The sequence below is a fragment of the Photobacterium proteolyticum genome (assembly GCF_001939735.1).
Lineage (GTDB): Bacteria > Pseudomonadota > Gammaproteobacteria > Enterobacterales > Vibrionaceae > Photobacterium > Photobacterium proteolyticum.
Genome location: NZ_MJIL01000096.1, coordinates 62,259 through 77,259, shown reverse-complemented (window position 1 = coordinate 77,259; position 15,001 = coordinate 62,259). Strand labels below are relative to the sequence as shown.

Annotated in this window: 16 protein-coding genes; 9 read left to right on the top strand and 7 right to left on the bottom strand. The window is 46.0% G+C overall.

All coding sequences use genetic code 11. The annotated features are described in order from the left end of the window. Positions 1-308 precede the first annotated feature (308 nt). The gene (locus BIT28_RS25250) at positions 309-791 is read left to right on the top strand and encodes a GNAT family N-acetyltransferase (RefSeq protein WP_075767726.1); all 483 of its coding nucleotides are present in this window, start codon (positions 309-311) and stop codon (positions 789-791) included. Positions 792-1,255: 464 nt separating this feature from the next. Beyond that, positions 1,256-2,011 (top strand): 1-acylglycerol-3-phosphate O-acyltransferase, encoded by a 756-nt coding sequence (locus tag BIT28_RS25245; RefSeq protein WP_075767725.1) that lies wholly within the window; start codon positions 1,256-1,258, stop codon positions 2,009-2,011. A gap of 74 nt (positions 2,012-2,085) precedes the next feature. On the opposite strand, the gene BIT28_RS25240 is transcribed toward BIT28_RS25245, so the two are convergent. From BIT28_RS25240 to BIT28_RS25225, 3 genes are all read right to left on the bottom strand, one after another. Then, a complete protein-coding gene (locus BIT28_RS25240) occupies positions 2,086-2,931 on the bottom strand; it encodes an alpha/beta hydrolase (RefSeq protein WP_075767724.1) in 846 nt (281 codons plus the stop codon). Positions 2,932-2,996: 65 nt separating this feature from the next. Continuing rightward, the gene (locus tag BIT28_RS25235) at positions 2,997-3,587 is read right to left on the bottom strand and encodes a TetR/AcrR family transcriptional regulator (RefSeq protein WP_075767723.1); all 591 of its coding nucleotides are present in this window, start codon (positions 3,585-3,587) and stop codon (positions 2,997-2,999) included. A 529-nt stretch (positions 3,588-4,116) separates the two neighbouring features. Beyond that, positions 4,117-4,470 carry a DUF2750 domain-containing protein gene (locus BIT28_RS25225; protein ID WP_075767721.1) on the bottom strand — a complete coding sequence of 118 codons (354 nt, stop codon included), beginning with the start codon at positions 4,468-4,470 and terminating at the stop codon, positions 4,117-4,119. 256 nt (positions 4,471-4,726) lie between these two features. Between BIT28_RS25225 and BIT28_RS25220 the strand changes: the two genes are divergently transcribed. The 5 genes from BIT28_RS25220 to BIT28_RS25200 all read left to right on the top strand — a co-directional run bounded on the left by BIT28_RS25220 (position 4,727) and on the right by BIT28_RS25200 (position 8,125). After that, positions 4,727-5,323 (top strand): class I SAM-dependent methyltransferase, encoded by a 597-nt coding sequence (locus tag BIT28_RS25220; protein ID WP_075767720.1) that lies wholly within the window; start codon positions 4,727-4,729, stop codon positions 5,321-5,323. 124 nt (positions 5,324-5,447) lie between these two features. Then, entirely contained in the window at positions 5,448-6,359 is a 912-nt protein-coding gene (gene rarD / locus BIT28_RS25215) for an EamA family transporter RarD (RefSeq protein WP_075767719.1), read from the top strand. Positions 6,360-6,446: 87 nt separating this feature from the next. After that, entirely contained in the window at positions 6,447-6,797 is a 351-nt protein-coding gene (locus BIT28_RS25210) for a nucleotide pyrophosphohydrolase (RefSeq protein ID WP_075767718.1), read from the top strand. A 144-nt stretch (positions 6,798-6,941) separates the two neighbouring features. Continuing rightward, the gene (locus tag BIT28_RS25205; RefSeq protein WP_075767717.1) at positions 6,942-7,343 is read left to right on the top strand and encodes a globin; all 402 of its coding nucleotides are present in this window, start codon (positions 6,942-6,944) and stop codon (positions 7,341-7,343) included. Next, positions 7,340-8,125, top strand: coding sequence for a ceramidase domain-containing protein (locus tag BIT28_RS25200; RefSeq protein WP_075767716.1), 786 nt, complete (start codon positions 7,340-7,342; stop codon positions 8,123-8,125). Before BIT28_RS25205 ends, BIT28_RS25200 begins: the two co-directional genes overlap by 4 nt. Before the next feature lie 42 nt (positions 8,126-8,167). Here the strand turns inward: BIT28_RS25200 and BIT28_RS25195 are convergent, their stop codons facing one another. From BIT28_RS25195 to nrdD, 3 genes are all read right to left on the bottom strand, one after another. Further along, positions 8,168-8,431: a DUF2960 domain-containing protein gene (locus BIT28_RS25195; RefSeq protein ID WP_075767715.1), complete on the bottom strand. Its 264-nt coding sequence runs from the start codon at positions 8,429-8,431 to the stop codon at positions 8,168-8,170. A 581-nt stretch (positions 8,432-9,012) separates the two neighbouring features. After that, positions 9,013-9,495: an anaerobic ribonucleoside-triphosphate reductase-activating protein gene (gene nrdG, locus BIT28_RS25190; RefSeq protein WP_075767714.1), complete on the bottom strand. Its 483-nt coding sequence runs from the start codon at positions 9,493-9,495 to the stop codon at positions 9,013-9,015. 84 nt (positions 9,496-9,579) lie between these two features. Then, a complete protein-coding gene (gene nrdD, locus BIT28_RS25185; RefSeq protein ID WP_075767713.1) occupies positions 9,580-11,700 on the bottom strand; it encodes an anaerobic ribonucleoside-triphosphate reductase in 2,121 nt (706 codons plus the stop codon). A gap of 465 nt (positions 11,701-12,165) precedes the next feature. On the opposite strand from nrdD, the gene BIT28_RS25180 reads away from it, so the two are divergent. Both BIT28_RS25180 and BIT28_RS30240 read left to right on the top strand, forming a co-directional pair. Next, positions 12,166-13,155, top strand: coding sequence for an endonuclease/exonuclease/phosphatase family protein (locus tag BIT28_RS25180; protein WP_075767712.1), 990 nt, complete (start codon positions 12,166-12,168; stop codon positions 13,153-13,155). A 133-nt stretch (positions 13,156-13,288) separates the two neighbouring features. Next, entirely contained in the window at positions 13,289-13,423 is a 135-nt protein-coding gene (locus tag BIT28_RS30240) for a hypothetical protein (protein WP_275690375.1), read from the top strand. A gap of 70 nt (positions 13,424-13,493) precedes the next feature. On the opposite strand, the gene BIT28_RS25175 is transcribed toward BIT28_RS30240, so the two are convergent. Continuing rightward, positions 13,494-14,837, bottom strand: a complete 1,344-nt coding sequence (locus tag BIT28_RS25175; RefSeq protein ID WP_075767711.1) for a sigma-54-dependent transcriptional regulator — start codon at positions 14,835-14,837, stop codon at positions 13,494-13,496. Between the last annotated feature and the right edge of the window lie 164 nt (positions 14,838-15,001).

Below are 15,001 nucleotides of genomic sequence, written 5' to 3'. Positions count from 1 at the left end.
TTGGCCGCCTCAGCGAGCTCCCCATCCAGCACAGAATTAGAGCTACAACCGGAGAACACGGCCAGTGACAAAATAACAATCAAAAATTTAGAATAAATATTCACAGCGCAATGTTGTTAGATACTGCCGGAATCTGACGGAAAGCCTGCGAAATATCCCGCAATTTTCCGTTGTAATCAGCATTTATTAGTTTCACTATAGGTTATACCATTCCACAGTTTTGAACAGAGGTACTACCGAATCCTGACATTAATTGTTATAAAAACCGACAACTTGACCTCCAGCCATAACAGGGAAGATGTAGTTCCATGAATATTTATCCACTCAGGGCATTTATCAGTGATGATATCCACGCGGTTGCCAAAATCTATCACCAGGCAGCATCTGTGCTTGGACAGCAACATTATTCCCCTGAACAAGTTTCAATCTGGGCCGACTACCCTCAAGCACACTTTGATGAATTTGAAGCGCTCGTCTCCCAAGGGCATACATTGGTTGCGGTTGACAGCCGCAACCAGCCGATTGCGTTTGGCCAGCTTCACCCTGAAAACCACCTTACATTACTCTATGTCTTGCCGGAGTATTCCCGCCAGGGGTTGGGGAAACAGCTATACACAGCTCTTGAGGCGATAGCCTCGGCAAATGAGCAAACCAGCCTGAGCGTAACAGCAAGCAAAGTATCGTTAGGCCTATTTGAACAACTCGGATTCGAGCTGATAGAAAAAGAAGTGTCACTCAGAAATAACGTGCCTTTCGAGCGCTATAACATGGTTAAAGTACTCAAGCCGTAAACGGCAGACAAAAAAAGAGGCGAAGCTCATGGCTCGCCTCAAAAACTCCACACAACAGAAGAGATTTCGCACAGCAGACCCAGCAATTTCAGACAGGACTGGTCATACCGTGCCAAAACCACGCTCTTTATCTCTTGAATTATAAAGACTTTCCAGCATTTTCTTGACTCATATTATCCCATGCGATTGACTTCACACCTTGTCTGTTTATTTACATCCATTTGTCTGCTTTTATGCGCTTTTAAGTGTTAATTAACGATAAAACTATCAACTGAAATTGCGAACTGAATGTACTTCAGCCAAAAAAATATTCGAAATAAAAATGTTCTCTAAGCATGCCTGAATCATTTATCTTTTGTCTGAATTCCTGTATTTTTTGTAGATCTGTTTCTAAAGCTCCTCTGACCTCTTCTGTGTAATCTCAACAGCGTCAGACAGAGTACTAACAATACAAAGGAGTGATTGTGCTTTCTGTTATCCGCCTGTTTTTAGGGGCGATCTTCATCATTTGTACCACGCTTTTTGCTTTGGTTTACTGCTTGCTGAGTCCACGTGATCCTAAACACGTACACTTTTTTTGCCGCGGGTTCGATCAACTCCATAAACTAGTTGGGGTTGAGCTGATTAAGCGAGGCAAAGAAAATGTCGCTCAAATTGGAAACAGTGTCTATATCTCTAACCACCAGAATATTTTCGACTTTGTTACTTCACCGGGAATGCTTGAGCCACGAACTGTCTCAATTGGCAAAAAAAGCCTGTTGTGGATCCCGTTCTTCGGGCAGCTCTACTGGATCACCGGTAACATACTGCTCGATCGAGAGAACAAATCGAAAGCACGTAGCACAATTCAACAGGTTGCCGAGGCTATCCACAGCCGTAACCTGTCTGTTTGGATGTACCCTGAAGGGACACGAAGCAAAGGTCGCGGACTTTTACCCTTTAAAACTGGTGCTTTCCGCATGGCCATCGAAGCCGGAGTACCTATTGTGCCGATGTGCGTCAGCTCAACCCACAACAAAATTTCACTGAACCGACGTGATAACGGTATCGTCATTACCGAAATGCTTGAGCCCATTGATGTCTCACAATATGAAATGAAAGATGCCCGTAAGCTGGCTGATCACTGTCATCAGATTATGGAGAAGAAGATTGCCGAGCTGGATGCCGAGGTGGCTCGTTTGGAACTCGCCCGCGAGCAGGTAGAAGTAAAACCAAGCTAGCTATCTGTCTATCTAAAAAGAATAAAAAAGAGCATCACAGGTGCTCTTTTTTTATAGGAAGCGAATTAACGCCTCTAGCTAGCCAGTGAGTCAAACGCCTGACGCAACGGATCACTGTTTAGGATCCGCCCATGCCCTAACCCCTCTGTTGCCAGCAACTTCACATGATCATACTGCTCCGCCTGCTTGGAGTGTGCAAACGAAGCAAAACGATCGGCCTTATCATGAACGATCACCGCTGAACCAAGGCGGGCCTTCAGTCTTTCTAGCGGATCTATCGAGTCCAGCGCATATTGGTATGTTTCGGCGATTTCACCGACAACCTCATCAAATAGCTTCATCGAATACCCAGAACGCCTGACGGTACTGACGAGGTTTTCTGTATAGTTGAGCACCGGTGCCACCAGCAGTACAGGCTTTCCCTCCAGCAATGCATGGCGGCTCTCCAGAACCATCGCCCCGCCCATGCTGTGTGCGATAACGCCAGCAATGCTGGCTTGCTGATCCAGCACACTATCAAACGCTTTCACAAAGCCAGGCAGATGCCCGTAACGGCCTTCACTCTCACCATGTGCCGGATTATCGAATGCCAGCGCGGTATACCCCGCCGCGGCAATATGCTCCATCAGAGAGAAAAACTGGCTTGATGAGCCTGACCAACCATGGCCTAGAATCCAGGTCGGCCCTTGCCCCAGTTGATAAGTCATGATCTTACCTTCAGAGGTTTCAATCTGACGTCGAACTAACCCTGCTGGTTCTTCAATCAAGCGCTTGCTCCGATCCGGTGTCAACAGCAAATTCTTCGCAACTTTTCTGGCGTGGCCCGGGGCAATAGTGTGATGCAGCCGTGTTGTCAGGTTAATCATGCCTCGGCGAAGATCAAAACCTTTGCCCTGCCTAAAATATATCTTGCTGCTCATTGAGCCTCCAAAAAGTACGGTCGTGCTTTTTTAATTCAAACAAAAACTAATCGTAACTGTGATTATTACACTCGCCACTCGTTCAGTAACTCTTCAATTCCAAGCCAGAACCGCTGGTGTTCATCGGTTTCCAACGACAAGGAACGAAACAAATGACTGCTTAAATAAACGCCATAGAGACGGTATACAAATTGCCAGGTATCAAGCTCCGGTTTCAGCTCACCGTTTTGCTTTGCTTTTTCAACCTGTTGGCATAAATAGTCCAGCCAACGACGAGTGATAATCGCCAAGGCCTGCCGAACAGGGCTGTCAGCATCACTACTGTCTCTCCAGGCATCCAGAAACATGCAACTGCCCTGAAAAGACTGATTCCATTCAAGCCAGTTTCGCAGCAATAGCCGCAGTTTCTTTTCGATGGTCTCAGGTTCAGCAACCCGTGCCGGCTGAATCACCCGCTCAGTAAAATACTCGCCGGTATATTCCAGTACCGCAATCTGTAGGTTCTCTTTAGAATTAAAATGAGAAAAAAGGCCGCTTTTCGACATCCCTGATGCTTTCGCCAACTGACCTATTGTCAAACTGTCCAGTCCGTCTTTACTGGCCAAGCTAAAAGCGGTTTGTAAAATGTGGTCTCGAGTTACGCGGCCTTTGCTCATTTTCTTCTCAATAACTAGGCGTTTTACCCTTTTTAGCACGATCGTACTTTTTAATGCAATGTATATTTTCTTCTATCCTCGTCCATTTACTGTGTCAGCAAACGTCTGCTGTTAACGTTCAGCAAACCTGAACAGACTGTCAATCATAATAGGGCAGTTCCCTACCTGATGAACGACATCTTCTGCCTGCTTCAATGAGTCATAGCTACACGGAATTCCATAAGTATCTGTTATAGGGTAATCATTCCCCTCAGAGTCTCTGAAGTTAATACTCCAGCCTGCACTTAGAAAATCATGCACTATACGAGCTTCAACGAGCGTATGCTCTGCCATCATTTGGCGACATTCAGAAAGCACCATAACAACACCCTCATGTTTGATGACTCTCTGTAAATATAGATGATATCTCTGCCAGTAAAAATCCCAATCTGTAACTAAATTGCGCTCGCGCAAATACAACAAAGCCGTATCAATAAGATACGGCTTATCAATTATGCGCAGTGTAGCGTAAAGCTACATCACAAATACATTACAGGTATAGCTTGGCTACATCTGAAGGCTCTTGTTCGGCACCTTCCAGCTCGGCATTCCAGTTCAACCCAACCAACACGCCATCTTCCGCCAAAGTGATCATCCAATCTTCGACAAAAACATCCAATGGGATCATTGTGGCAGTAAACTCTTCCCACTCGTCAGCACAATGAAGTTTGGCATCTTCTTCGTTTGACCAAAAAGGCATTACTTCAGAGTCTTCAAACTCACTAGATGCAACAGATAGCCAGTCACCTTCTTCGTTACAAAGCCCCCAAACTACCTGGGTCTCTTTCGTTTCGGTAACAAATAGCGCACAGTTCGCTTGAATATCTGCGGTTAGCTTAGTCATTCTATTCTCTCTTATCATTGGCCTAGTGGCTTACAGTCACGTCAAACGCATAATACAAGATATTATCAAGCGCCTGATGTCCACTAATAATACCAAACTTCTAACCACTCGCGTGATTAAAATCTTATCAATACAGGCATTACGGGCAGCTAGATCATATCCAGTCATCTATATTCTAATAATTGGGCGAATATCGATGCTCACAATCGTTATACTTTACTCGTCAGTGTAATCCGTAGTCGAAGAGGGTATGGGCATGGCAACTATTGATTGGCTGGATTACCTAAGTAACCAAAAGCTCTTACCCCCTCGCGCTCATCTTATCGAAGCTCACCAGTTTTTGGGCAATGCCACCAAAGACAGGATAGCTGTTGACTGCGGCTGCGGGACAGGGCGAGATACGCTTTATCTGCTGGAACAAGATTATCAGGTGTATGCTTTTGATATTAACATAAAGAGCCTTGAAACCCTGTCAGAGCACCCACTGGCCGCTTCGGCTCCTGCCCTGGATGTCCAACTAAGTAGTTTTTCGGACTATGAGTTTCCCCGCACCCACCTGATCAATGCCAGTGCCTGCCTGTTTTTTTGCTCACGTAACGAGTTTTTCCAATTGTGGCCGAACATACAGCAAAGCCTATACAGCGGCGGGGTATTCTGCGGCCATTTTCTCGGCGTTGACGATAACTGCAGCCATGAAGATCTACCGGTGCTGACACACAGCAAAAACGAGCTGGAGCAGCTATTCTCATCTTTCTACGTCGTTTCATGGAAAGAGAAGCAAGAATACTCAGCCCAACTCACCGGCGAGCGGCGAGCTTGGCTTGTCCATACCATTATTGCGATGAAGAAATAATATTACCGCAATCCATTTCATCAAGTTATTTGTCATATAAATTACTTTATTCAACGCAGTTTCGGTGACAAAATAGCCCCTGACTTCTTCTTTTCTCTGTCCTTGATACCGTTGGAACACCTGTATGCGATCTCACCGTGCCGGAAATGCGTTAGCTGCTTTCTCATTTGTGCTCTGGGGCATCTTGCCGCTGTATTACCAATTTCTTCCTCAGGCTAATATCAATGAACTACTTGCCATGAGGATCATTTTCTCGGTACCAGTTATGATGACTGTCATAGCCATTCTGAGACGCCCCTTTCCTTCCCTGCCTACTATATGGGCAGATAAGCGTTCGTTGGTTGCCACGACCATTGCCGCCGCAATCATGTGCATCTCATGGTATGCATTCACCTGGGCCATTACCCATGACCAAGTCCTTGCCGCGAGCCTGGGTTTCTTCATCAATCCTTTGTTTGCCATCGCACTCGGCGTCCTTTTTCTCAAAGAGCGATTGTCACATGCTCAATCGGCCGCCGTCGTCCTGGCTATCGCCGGAATTGGCTACCAAGTCTGGCACTACGGTGAGTTGCCGTGGATCTCATTAATCATGGGAAGCTTTTTTGCCCTTTACGGCTTATGTAAAAAATACATTCGCTATGATGCACTGACTTCCGTTACTCTTGAGGCGGCTATCCTCGCCCCATTCGCCTTGTGCTTCATCATCGCCCAGGGTATATCCGACAATAGCGTGGCCCTGTCATCAGGCTTACCGACACTGCTTCTATATATCGGCTCGGCACCTGTCACGCTGGCGCCACTGATTTTCTTTGCCTTAGCTATCAACCGCACCAGTCTCACGATGGTTGGTTTAATGCAGTATATAGAGCCAACGCTACAGTTTCTGCTTGCCGTGTTCCTGTTCGGAGAGGTTTTTGATGAGGTCAAAGCCATTAGCTTTAGCCTGATTTGGCTCGGTTTGTTTTTGTGCACACTAGAAGCTTTACAGGGAATATATAAAAAAAAGTATGTTCATGCCGAGCAAAGCGGCGTATAACGACTGCGCTAGCCTTATAACATTTGCAGAAGCACGTTAAGCATCAACTAAGGCTCGGTATCTCACCTGAAACCCAAAGAGAACACTATGACGTCAGAGATAAAACAGCTTCAGCAACAGCTGGCAAAGTTTGCGGCAGACCGAAACTGGGAGCAGTTTCACTCGCCCAAAAACCTGGCCATGGCGTTAAGCGGGGAAGTGGGCGAACTAACTGAAATTTTCCAGTGGTTAACCCCCGAGCAAAGCGAACTTCTACCAGAAGCCAAGAAAGCACACCTCGAGAAAGAGATGGCCGATGTAATGATGTATTTGCTTCGATTGGCAGACAAATGCGACATCGACCTTATGGCAGCATGTCAGAACAAGCTGATCAAGAACGAGCAAAAATACCCTGTCGATAAGTGTTTCGGCAGTGCAAAAAAATACAATGAACTCTAGGGCGTGTTGTTCTTTCGCGGTTAAGTTTTGTTCGAATAAATACGTTTGTTGGTCAATTCTACGTAAAATGAGTTGCTTACGTTATTTTAGGAACCATACTCATACTATAGGCTGACTTAAAATATCTATATCAAAGGAGATGGCATGGATATCCACGAAGTTTTTAACGACAGTTATGAAAGATGCAACCAACATCCTCACTTCTTTGATATCTTCTACAATCTCTTTTGCCAGAAAGACGACAGGTTCCGAGAGATGTTTGCCAATGTCGATATGCAAAAGCAGATATCAATGCTTAAAGCCTCGATCGCGATCATTCTACTGGCACCTGTGTCAGAGTCCGCCCGAGAATCCGTTCGTTTTTTTGGCAAACGTCACGGCCCTCAAGGAATAGGTGTTAGCCCGCTGGACTACGAAACCTGGCTTGATTGCCTAATGGAAACCGTTAATCAGTGCGATCCCAGCTATACTTCTGAAGTCGATCTGGCATGGCGAGAATGCTTCAGGCTAGGTCTTGAAATCATGAAGAAAGAGTGCGAAACATGACGGGCATCAGCTATGCCAACCGACTCCGGCTGCTCCTTATCATTGCCATAACACTTGCGATACTTGCCTTATATTTCTCACCCATTACCCAGAGCCGAAACTTTTACAATTATGCCGATCAGCGCACCTTCTTGGGAGTGCCCAATTTTTTCAATATCATTTCCAACCTACCTTTCCTGCTAGTCGGTATTCTTGGCCTCAAACGATTTCACCCTCATCACCTTAATGCAATTGAACCGAGAATCCGTTTGCTGTATCCAGGCTTCTTTGTCGGGTTAATCGCCGCTTTCTTCGGCTCCAGCTACTATCACCTCACCCCTAACGCGTTTACCCTGATGCTGGATCGCATTCCTATCACGATTGCCTTTATCACCCTTTATTGCATTGTTCTGAGTGAATTTATAAAGCCGGCTATCGGGCACCGCCTGATTATTCCAGCCGTACTATACGGATTGCTCTCCGTTGTGTATTGGTATGCGACAGATGTTATCGGTGGGCGGGGGGACTTATCCGCCTATGTACTGGTACAGGTGATCCCCATCATTCACTTACCGCTGATAATAGGCTTGTTTAAATCGCCTTTTAGTCACGGAAGATACTACCTATACGCGCTATTAGCTTATGTGCTTGCTAAGTGGGCGGAGTCAAATGACGAACAGCTGTATGCGCTGTTAGGCGGAGTCAGCGGTCATAGCGTCAAGCACCTGCTGGCCGCGCTCGGAGGATATATGATCTATCTGGGCTGGATTAAACGTATGAAGGGTACAGAATCAGGGAGCTAATGCCTGCTCCCTCAGACTTGCACAAGGTTAACACTGGCGGGACTATTTTTCGCCTATTCCCCGATGCTCTTTTTTAGCCAGGGTAATTTTACCAAAACCCAGCTTCTTAAAATGGTTGTCTCTAAAATCTCTGACCGCCTTCGAGCCAGAAGATACAGCTTCAACTTGCTGCTCCATTTTTAGAAACTCAGTCAGATCAATACCTTCCGCTGCCGCAACGGCCTCATGGATAGAACGGTATTGATCATAAGAGAATGCCAGCTGTTTCTCTTGTTTCTTGTAAGTGTAGATAATGGTGCGTGACATAACGCCTCCAGCAGCAAAAAAATAGGTTGGGAATTTACCTTAACTCACCCGATGATGGAAGAGGAACCGCGATATTCAGCCCGTTTTCAGTATGAATCAGCATCGCTATACCCAAGCCNTTGGGAATTTACCTTAACTCACCCGATGATGGAAGAGGAACCGCGATATTCAGCCCGTTTTCAGTATGAATCAGCATCGCTATACCCAAGCCACCTCAAGATGCAGGATTCAGAGTGAGACCAGCGAGCTCAGTTCAAGGAAAATGACGGTAGGAATGGTAGTCCCTTTCAACGTCATTTGACACAGAAATGGGTTCGCTGGCTCACTCCCAAAGGGCGAGTTCCAGTTCTTTTAAATAGATAGGGGCCACTATGCGTTGTTTCCGATTATTAATTTAGAACCACTAGATCTTCTAATCGGAGCCTAGCCTAGAGGCCAAGTAATTCTCGCTGAAACGAGCATCTTGAGGTAGCTTGGGTATATAACGCCATTATCAAAGATCCATGCACTCCCTTTTCCCAAAGTTATACACAGAAACAGTGGATAACTCACATAGTTCACACCAACTTGATCACAAAAAATTAACAACCAAGCTCATCTGATTGAAAATAGTGAATAACTTGATTAGCACTCCCCCGCCAAAGCAGTGACGGATCATGTTGTTCCTGGACAAACTTCCCGTCGACCAATGCGTCAATCAGAGTTACCACCTTGCGCTGCGCGTCCGTTAACTCATCGAGTACATAGCCAGTCCATAGCCAAATATCTTTGCCTGCACATTCTTGCCGAACGCGCTGAACAAGCTTTAACACCGCTTCAAGATTGGCCGGATGCAATGGATCACCACCGGACAATGACAGCCCGCGGCGCTTGATTCGGGTATCGTTCAAATCCGAGATGATCTGATCTTCCATCTCCTGGGTAAATGGGTGACCACAGTCCAGTCGCCAGGTGTTTTTGTTATAACACCCCCGACATTGATGCTCGCAGCCGGAGACAAACAACGTACAACGTGTCCCCGGACCATTAACAACATCAACAGGATAATAGTTAAGGTAATTCATTATCTTTCTCGCCAAAAAAAGAAGTGCCACTCATGGCACTTCTGCATTCGTCGTCTTGAAACGCTAACCCCGCTCTGTATGCGGTTACATGTGCTTGACGCGACGCTTCACTTCTTCCTGCTTGCCGAAGTTAAACGGACGTGCATCCGGACTTCCCAGGTAGCCACATACACGACGAGTTACGGAAACCTTCGACGGGTTGTGGTTGCCACACTTCGGACAGGTAAAGCCTTTGCTGGTACAGTCAAATTCACCCATAAAGCCACATTCGTAGCATTCATCGATCGGCGTATTGGTGCCATAGTATGGAACGCGGCTGTAGCTGTAATCCCATACGTCTTCCAATGCCTCGACATTGTGCTGAATATTCGGGTATTCGCCGTAGCAGATAAATCCACCGCTGGTGATTTCCGGATACGGCATTTCGAAATCAATCTTGTCGTACGGGTTCACTTTCTTCTCAACATCCAAGTGGAAGCTGTTCGTATAGTAGCCCTTGTCAGTGACGCCTTCTACAACACCAAATTCTTTGGTATCGATGGCACAGAAGCGGCTGCATAGGTTCTCGCTCGGAGTACTATAGAGGCTAAAGCCATAACCCGTTTCTTGTTTCCAGCGGTTCGTTGCCTGCTTCAGATGCTGAACAATTGCGATAGCTTTTTCGCGCAGCTCCTGGCTGTCAAATACGTGCGTTTCCGTTCCGTAAAGGGCATTGATCGCCTCATGAATACCGATGTAACCTAGAGAAATCGATGCACGGCCGTTCTTGAAAATTTCAGCAACATTATCATCTGGCTGCAGTCGTACGCCACATGCCCCTTCCATATATAGAATTGGCGCAACACGTGCCTTCACGCCTTCAAGACGGCTAATACGGGTTTCCAGAGCACGTCGTGCCAACGCCAGTCTGTCGTCTAGCAGGCTGTAGAAGCGCGCTTCGTCACCTTTGGCCATCAGGGCAATACGCGGTAGGTTCAAGCTAACAACCCCAAGATTGTTTCGGCCTTCATGAACAAGCTCACCGTTTTCCTCGTAGGCATCTAGGAAACTACGACAACCCATCGGTGTTTTGAATGACCCAGTGACTTCAACGACTTTGTCATAATTCAGAATATCCGGGTACATGCGTTTTGACGCACACTCAAGCGCTAGCTTCTTGATGTCATAGTTCGCATCACCCGTTTTGTGGTTCAGCCCGTCTTTGATAGCAAACACCAACTTAGGAAAGACCGCTGTTTTGCGGTTCTTGCCCAGACCCTCAATACGGTTTTTCAGAATAGACTGCTGAATCATGCGAGATTCCCATGACGTACCCAAGCCAAACCCAAAGGTCACAAACGGCGTCTGACCGTTAGCAGTATGCAGTGTATTTACTTCATATTCCAAAGACTGGAACGCATCGAAACACTCTTTCTCGGTACGGGCCTTGGCAAAAGCTTCTGGCTCGGCAATGCCCCACTCCTGAGCGATCTCAAGGTGCTTGTTAAAACTGACTGTCACATAAGGAGCAAGCACTTCGTCGATACGGTTGATGGTGGTACCGCCATAGATATGGCTGGCTACCTGGGCAATGATCTGCGCAGTAACCGCAGTGGCCGTCGAAATAGATTTCGGCGTATCAATCTCGGCATTCCCCATCTTGAAACCGTGCGTCAGCATACCGTTCAGATCAATAAGCATGCAGTTGAACATCGGAAAGAATGGCGAATAATCCAGATCATGGAAGTGGATATCACCCACTTCGTGCGCCTTAACAATATCACGAGGCAACAAATGCTGCTTCGCATAGTGCTTAGCCACAATCCCGGCCAGAAGATCGCGCTGAGTCGGGATCACCTTGCTGTCTTTATTTGCATTTTCGTTTAGCAGAGAAGCATTGCTTTGCTCAATCAAGCCTCGGATTTCGCCATTAAGCAGACTTTTTTTCTCACGGGCAATATCGCGATCATGACGATATTCAATATAAGCACGTGCGACCGCCTTGTGCGGACCTACCATCAGGTGATTTTCAACCGCATCCTGAATGACGTGAATGTCGACTTCTTCAACAGACATAAACTGAGAAAGCACACCGTCAGCCACCGACGCTGCATACGCCTCGTTCATCGCTTCTACTGATTCGGCTGCGCTTAGCACCGCTTCTTTAATACGCTTGGTATTAAACGGTACACGGCATCCATCACGCTTAATCACAACAGGGTTCACACGGGGCTCCTACGAAAATGACACTGTCACTTAAACACAAAATATAGGGTCTAGTGATTGGGCTAATACAAGATGTGGTGTATTAGGCGAGAAATCCGCAAAACAAACATTGATCTAAATCAGTTTTATTAAAGGACAGTACAGGGAACAACCGATGATTTTGAGCTAGTGCCAAAAAATGAATGTAAGCTTTTTTCTCAGCCTTTTTGTCAACAAATTTATTGCTTTCAATGCCTCTTTTTTTAAAAAATAGTCCTTGCAAATCGACAAATTTGGCGGGCTGATTTTCTGCCTAACTGGATTGTCTCGTTACCCATTTCTGATCACCGTGTAACTAACAAGTATGACAACGCCCTCTTCTTTATCGCTGCCTTCCAACATCACTAAAAATGCCAAAATATACCTCGCTTGTTACCACCGCTGCCCCTCTAATCTTCATATCCGATATTGACCCAGGTAAAACTCTTGCAGCGACGACTAATCAATACCGCCCTGACCGTGATCTTAATGCTGCCTTCAGTGGTCTACAGTGATGCACCCGATCACCAGGTCAACCCGTTTCCCCCTCTCAGTATCGTCAGCTGGAATATGCAGTGGCTAAGCACAGGTAGTAATAAAACGATAATCAACCGGACAGCTCCCGACTATCGTCAGCTTGCCGGAATTGTCAGAGCGCTTTCTCCCGATATCCTTGCCTTTCAGGAAGTGGACAGCGTTGATGCCATAGAAGCTATACTGCCTCCGTCCGGCTATAAGATCTTTCTCTCGGACAGACGTCACTCCCCGACGGAAATATTCCCCGATATCAATCAGTACACCGGATTTGCCATCAGAAGTACGATTCCAGTTGATAACCCACAGGACCTCAGCTCGCTCAATGTCGGGAGCTATATCAAGGGCAAGACGAAACACGGGCACAGGGCAACCACCGGGAAACTCAGATACGGTAGCTACATCGTTATCCACAAAGGAACCGATGCTGAACTGCACTTACTGAATATTCACCTGAAATCAGGTTGCTTTACAGGAAAGTCGAAGAAAACCAGCAAGGCATGTCGTACCTTAAGACGTCAAGCTTCTATCCTTGCTAGTTGGGTACAGCAACGTCAGGACAACAACGAACATTACATTGTGGTAGGGGATTTCAATCATCGACTAAACAGCCGGCATCAATGGCTGTTAACAGCATTGAATCAGGCACTATCATCCCCTGTCTATAATCTCACTAAACATGTCGATGCTGCGTGTTTAGTCTCGTACCGCAAGCGTAACGGAAGCCGAACAAAACGCCTGTACCGTTCTCTTGTTGATCATGCCATCAGCTCTAAAGCGATCGCCAGGGCTATCACCACCAACGGGGTGGTCTATCAGCACTACTTTACCGCAGCTGAGGTAGAAAAATACCAATTGTCTGATCACTGCCCATTAGTCATCTCGTTTTATAAAGCCGGGTGATTTTTGAACAATCTGATATCGTTCATGAGATCATGATCGCTCTTTCATAAGAATGTCATTTAATCTTTGTAACGTTAGCTCTATAGATAGAGACCAACGACACATAAAATGTGAGATAGATAATAGGACTAATATGGACGCGTTAAACCAGTATACGTTTGTTGCGCCAACCGAAGATGAGCTCATGGTTGAGCAACCTGATACGCTATATCTCTCAGTTGACTGCGATGACGAGCAGGCCAATGACATAATTGTACTAGGCGAGTAGCTTGATATAGTGCAATAGACTTGAACAAACCATAAAAAAAGCCCGATTTCTCGGGCTTTTTTTATGGTACTTACTCTCGCGCATAACCATTATTGTAGTGCCTGACATCCGGCACTATGTTGTGCTTATTGAGCAATCGATACATAGTTGCGCGTGACACGCCAAGGTCCTTCGCGGCTGATGCTACCTGCCCCCTGTGCGTTTCCAGCACAGCGACCAAAACATCCTTCTCCGCCTCATCCTTAATGTTTCTCAAGCTTTGCTTAAGGTTCGCCTTACTGGGCAAATCAAAGTGCTCAGCCCGAACTTCATTGCCTTCCGCCAACAAGGCAGCACGCTTGACCTGGTTAATAAGCTCACGTACGTTGCCAGGCCAGCTGTAACGTAACAGTAATTGCTTGGAATCTTCGGAAAACGATGCCGCCATCGTACTGTATTCCCTTGCAAACTTGGTCAAAAAGGTTTCAGCCAGCAGGAAGATATCCGAACCACGCTCTCTCAGGGTCGGCACTTTGATGTGAAAAACATTCAGGCGATAGAATAGTTCCTTACTAAAGTCTCCGTTAGCAACGGCAGCCTCTAAGTCCGCGCTAGAGGACGCAATGATGCGGGCATCGGAAGATGCGTCATCATCAAGCGACTCCCCTGCCGGGATCTGGAGGTACGTGAGGAGTTCATCTTGAAGCTCTTTGGACAGCTCTTCGACATTGTCCAACAAAATAGTACCGTTGAACTGGGAACCATCTTCGTTGGTATAGCTGCCGTCAAGAAAGGCCATCTTCTCGTCGTCTCTGGTTAGCGAACCGCAATTGACAATCACAAAAGGGGCATTTTTTCGCTTAGACAGATTATGGATTGATTTTGCTATCAGCTCTTTGCCGGTGCCGTTTTCGCCAGTCAAAAAAACGTTAACTTCTGTTAAAGCCACACGGCGCACCATATCCCTTAACTGCTTGATAGACTTAGAATCACCAAATAGTCCCATATCATGTTGAGACGTTATCTCGACCCACGAACTTGATTCAATTTCGAGCATACCCAGTTGATGGCCAACGGTATCAAGTAAGTGGCTGCCCGGAATAGGTACTGAGAAATAGTCGACACAAAAATTATTAATAAACTGACAAATCGCATCAGTTTTTAATTGCTCTTTTTTGATAATCGCAATCCATTTCACTTGCTTGGTTTTATTTGCCCTCAAAGAAATGCTGTTTAAGCTAAAGTCATTATTGCTTAAGTCAACAATACAAATGCATGGGCTGAACTCATCCAGGATTGAGTCAGCCGTACGTAGGTCATAGCAGCAATGGGTTTTCCAACCAGATTGTTCAAGAAGCGCAATCCAAGGTTCATAGTTACATCCAATTGCAACCAGTCGACCATTAATTGATTTATTTTGACATTGAGCCACCATCGAAGTCACCTTCTATCAATGTGCATATTATTATTGATGTCTTAAAAATATAGGCAATAAACGACAGTTTTGCAGGGTATCAGTTGTAAGAAATGTATTGAAAAGTTATTACTTCATAGTATTGCGAAAAAGAGTCAATATTAATCAACAAGTTATTAATAATA

Coding starts and splice junctions, on each gene's coding strand:
- BIT28_RS25250 (WP_075767726.1), top strand. CDS start 309: ATGAATATTTATCCACTCAGGGCATTTATCAGTGATGATATCCACGCG.
- BIT28_RS25240 (WP_075767724.1), bottom strand. CDS start 2,931: ATGAGCAGCAAGATATATTTTAGGCAGGGCAAAGGTTTTGATCTTCGC.
- BIT28_RS25235 (WP_075767723.1), bottom strand. CDS start 3,587: ATGAGCAAAGGCCGCGTAACTCGAGACCACATTTTACAAACCGCTTTT.
- BIT28_RS25225 (WP_075767721.1), bottom strand. CDS start 4,470: ATGACTAAGCTAACCGCAGATATTCAAGCGAACTGTGCGCTATTTGTT.
- BIT28_RS25220 (WP_075767720.1), top strand. CDS start 4,727: ATGGCAACTATTGATTGGCTGGATTACCTAAGTAACCAAAAGCTCTTA.
- rarD (WP_075767719.1), top strand. CDS start 5,448: ATGCGATCTCACCGTGCCGGAAATGCGTTAGCTGCTTTCTCATTTGTG.
- BIT28_RS25210 (WP_075767718.1), top strand. CDS start 6,447: ATGACGTCAGAGATAAAACAGCTTCAGCAACAGCTGGCAAAGTTTGCG.
- BIT28_RS25205 (WP_075767717.1), top strand. CDS start 6,942: ATGGATATCCACGAAGTTTTTAACGACAGTTATGAAAGATGCAACCAA.
- BIT28_RS25200 (WP_075767716.1), top strand. CDS start 7,340: ATGACGGGCATCAGCTATGCCAACCGACTCCGGCTGCTCCTTATCATT.
- BIT28_RS25195 (WP_075767715.1), bottom strand. CDS start 8,431: ATGTCACGCACCATTATCTACACTTACAAGAAACAAGAGAAACAGCTG.
- nrdG (WP_075767714.1), bottom strand. CDS start 9,495: ATGAATTACCTTAACTATTATCCTGTTGATGTTGTTAATGGTCCGGGG.
- BIT28_RS30240 (WP_275690375.1), top strand. CDS start 13,289: ATGGACGCGTTAAACCAGTATACGTTTGTTGCGCCAACCGAAGATGAG.
- BIT28_RS25175 (WP_075767711.1), bottom strand. CDS start 14,837: ATGGTGGCTCAATGTCAAAATAAATCAATTAATGGTCGACTGGTTGCA.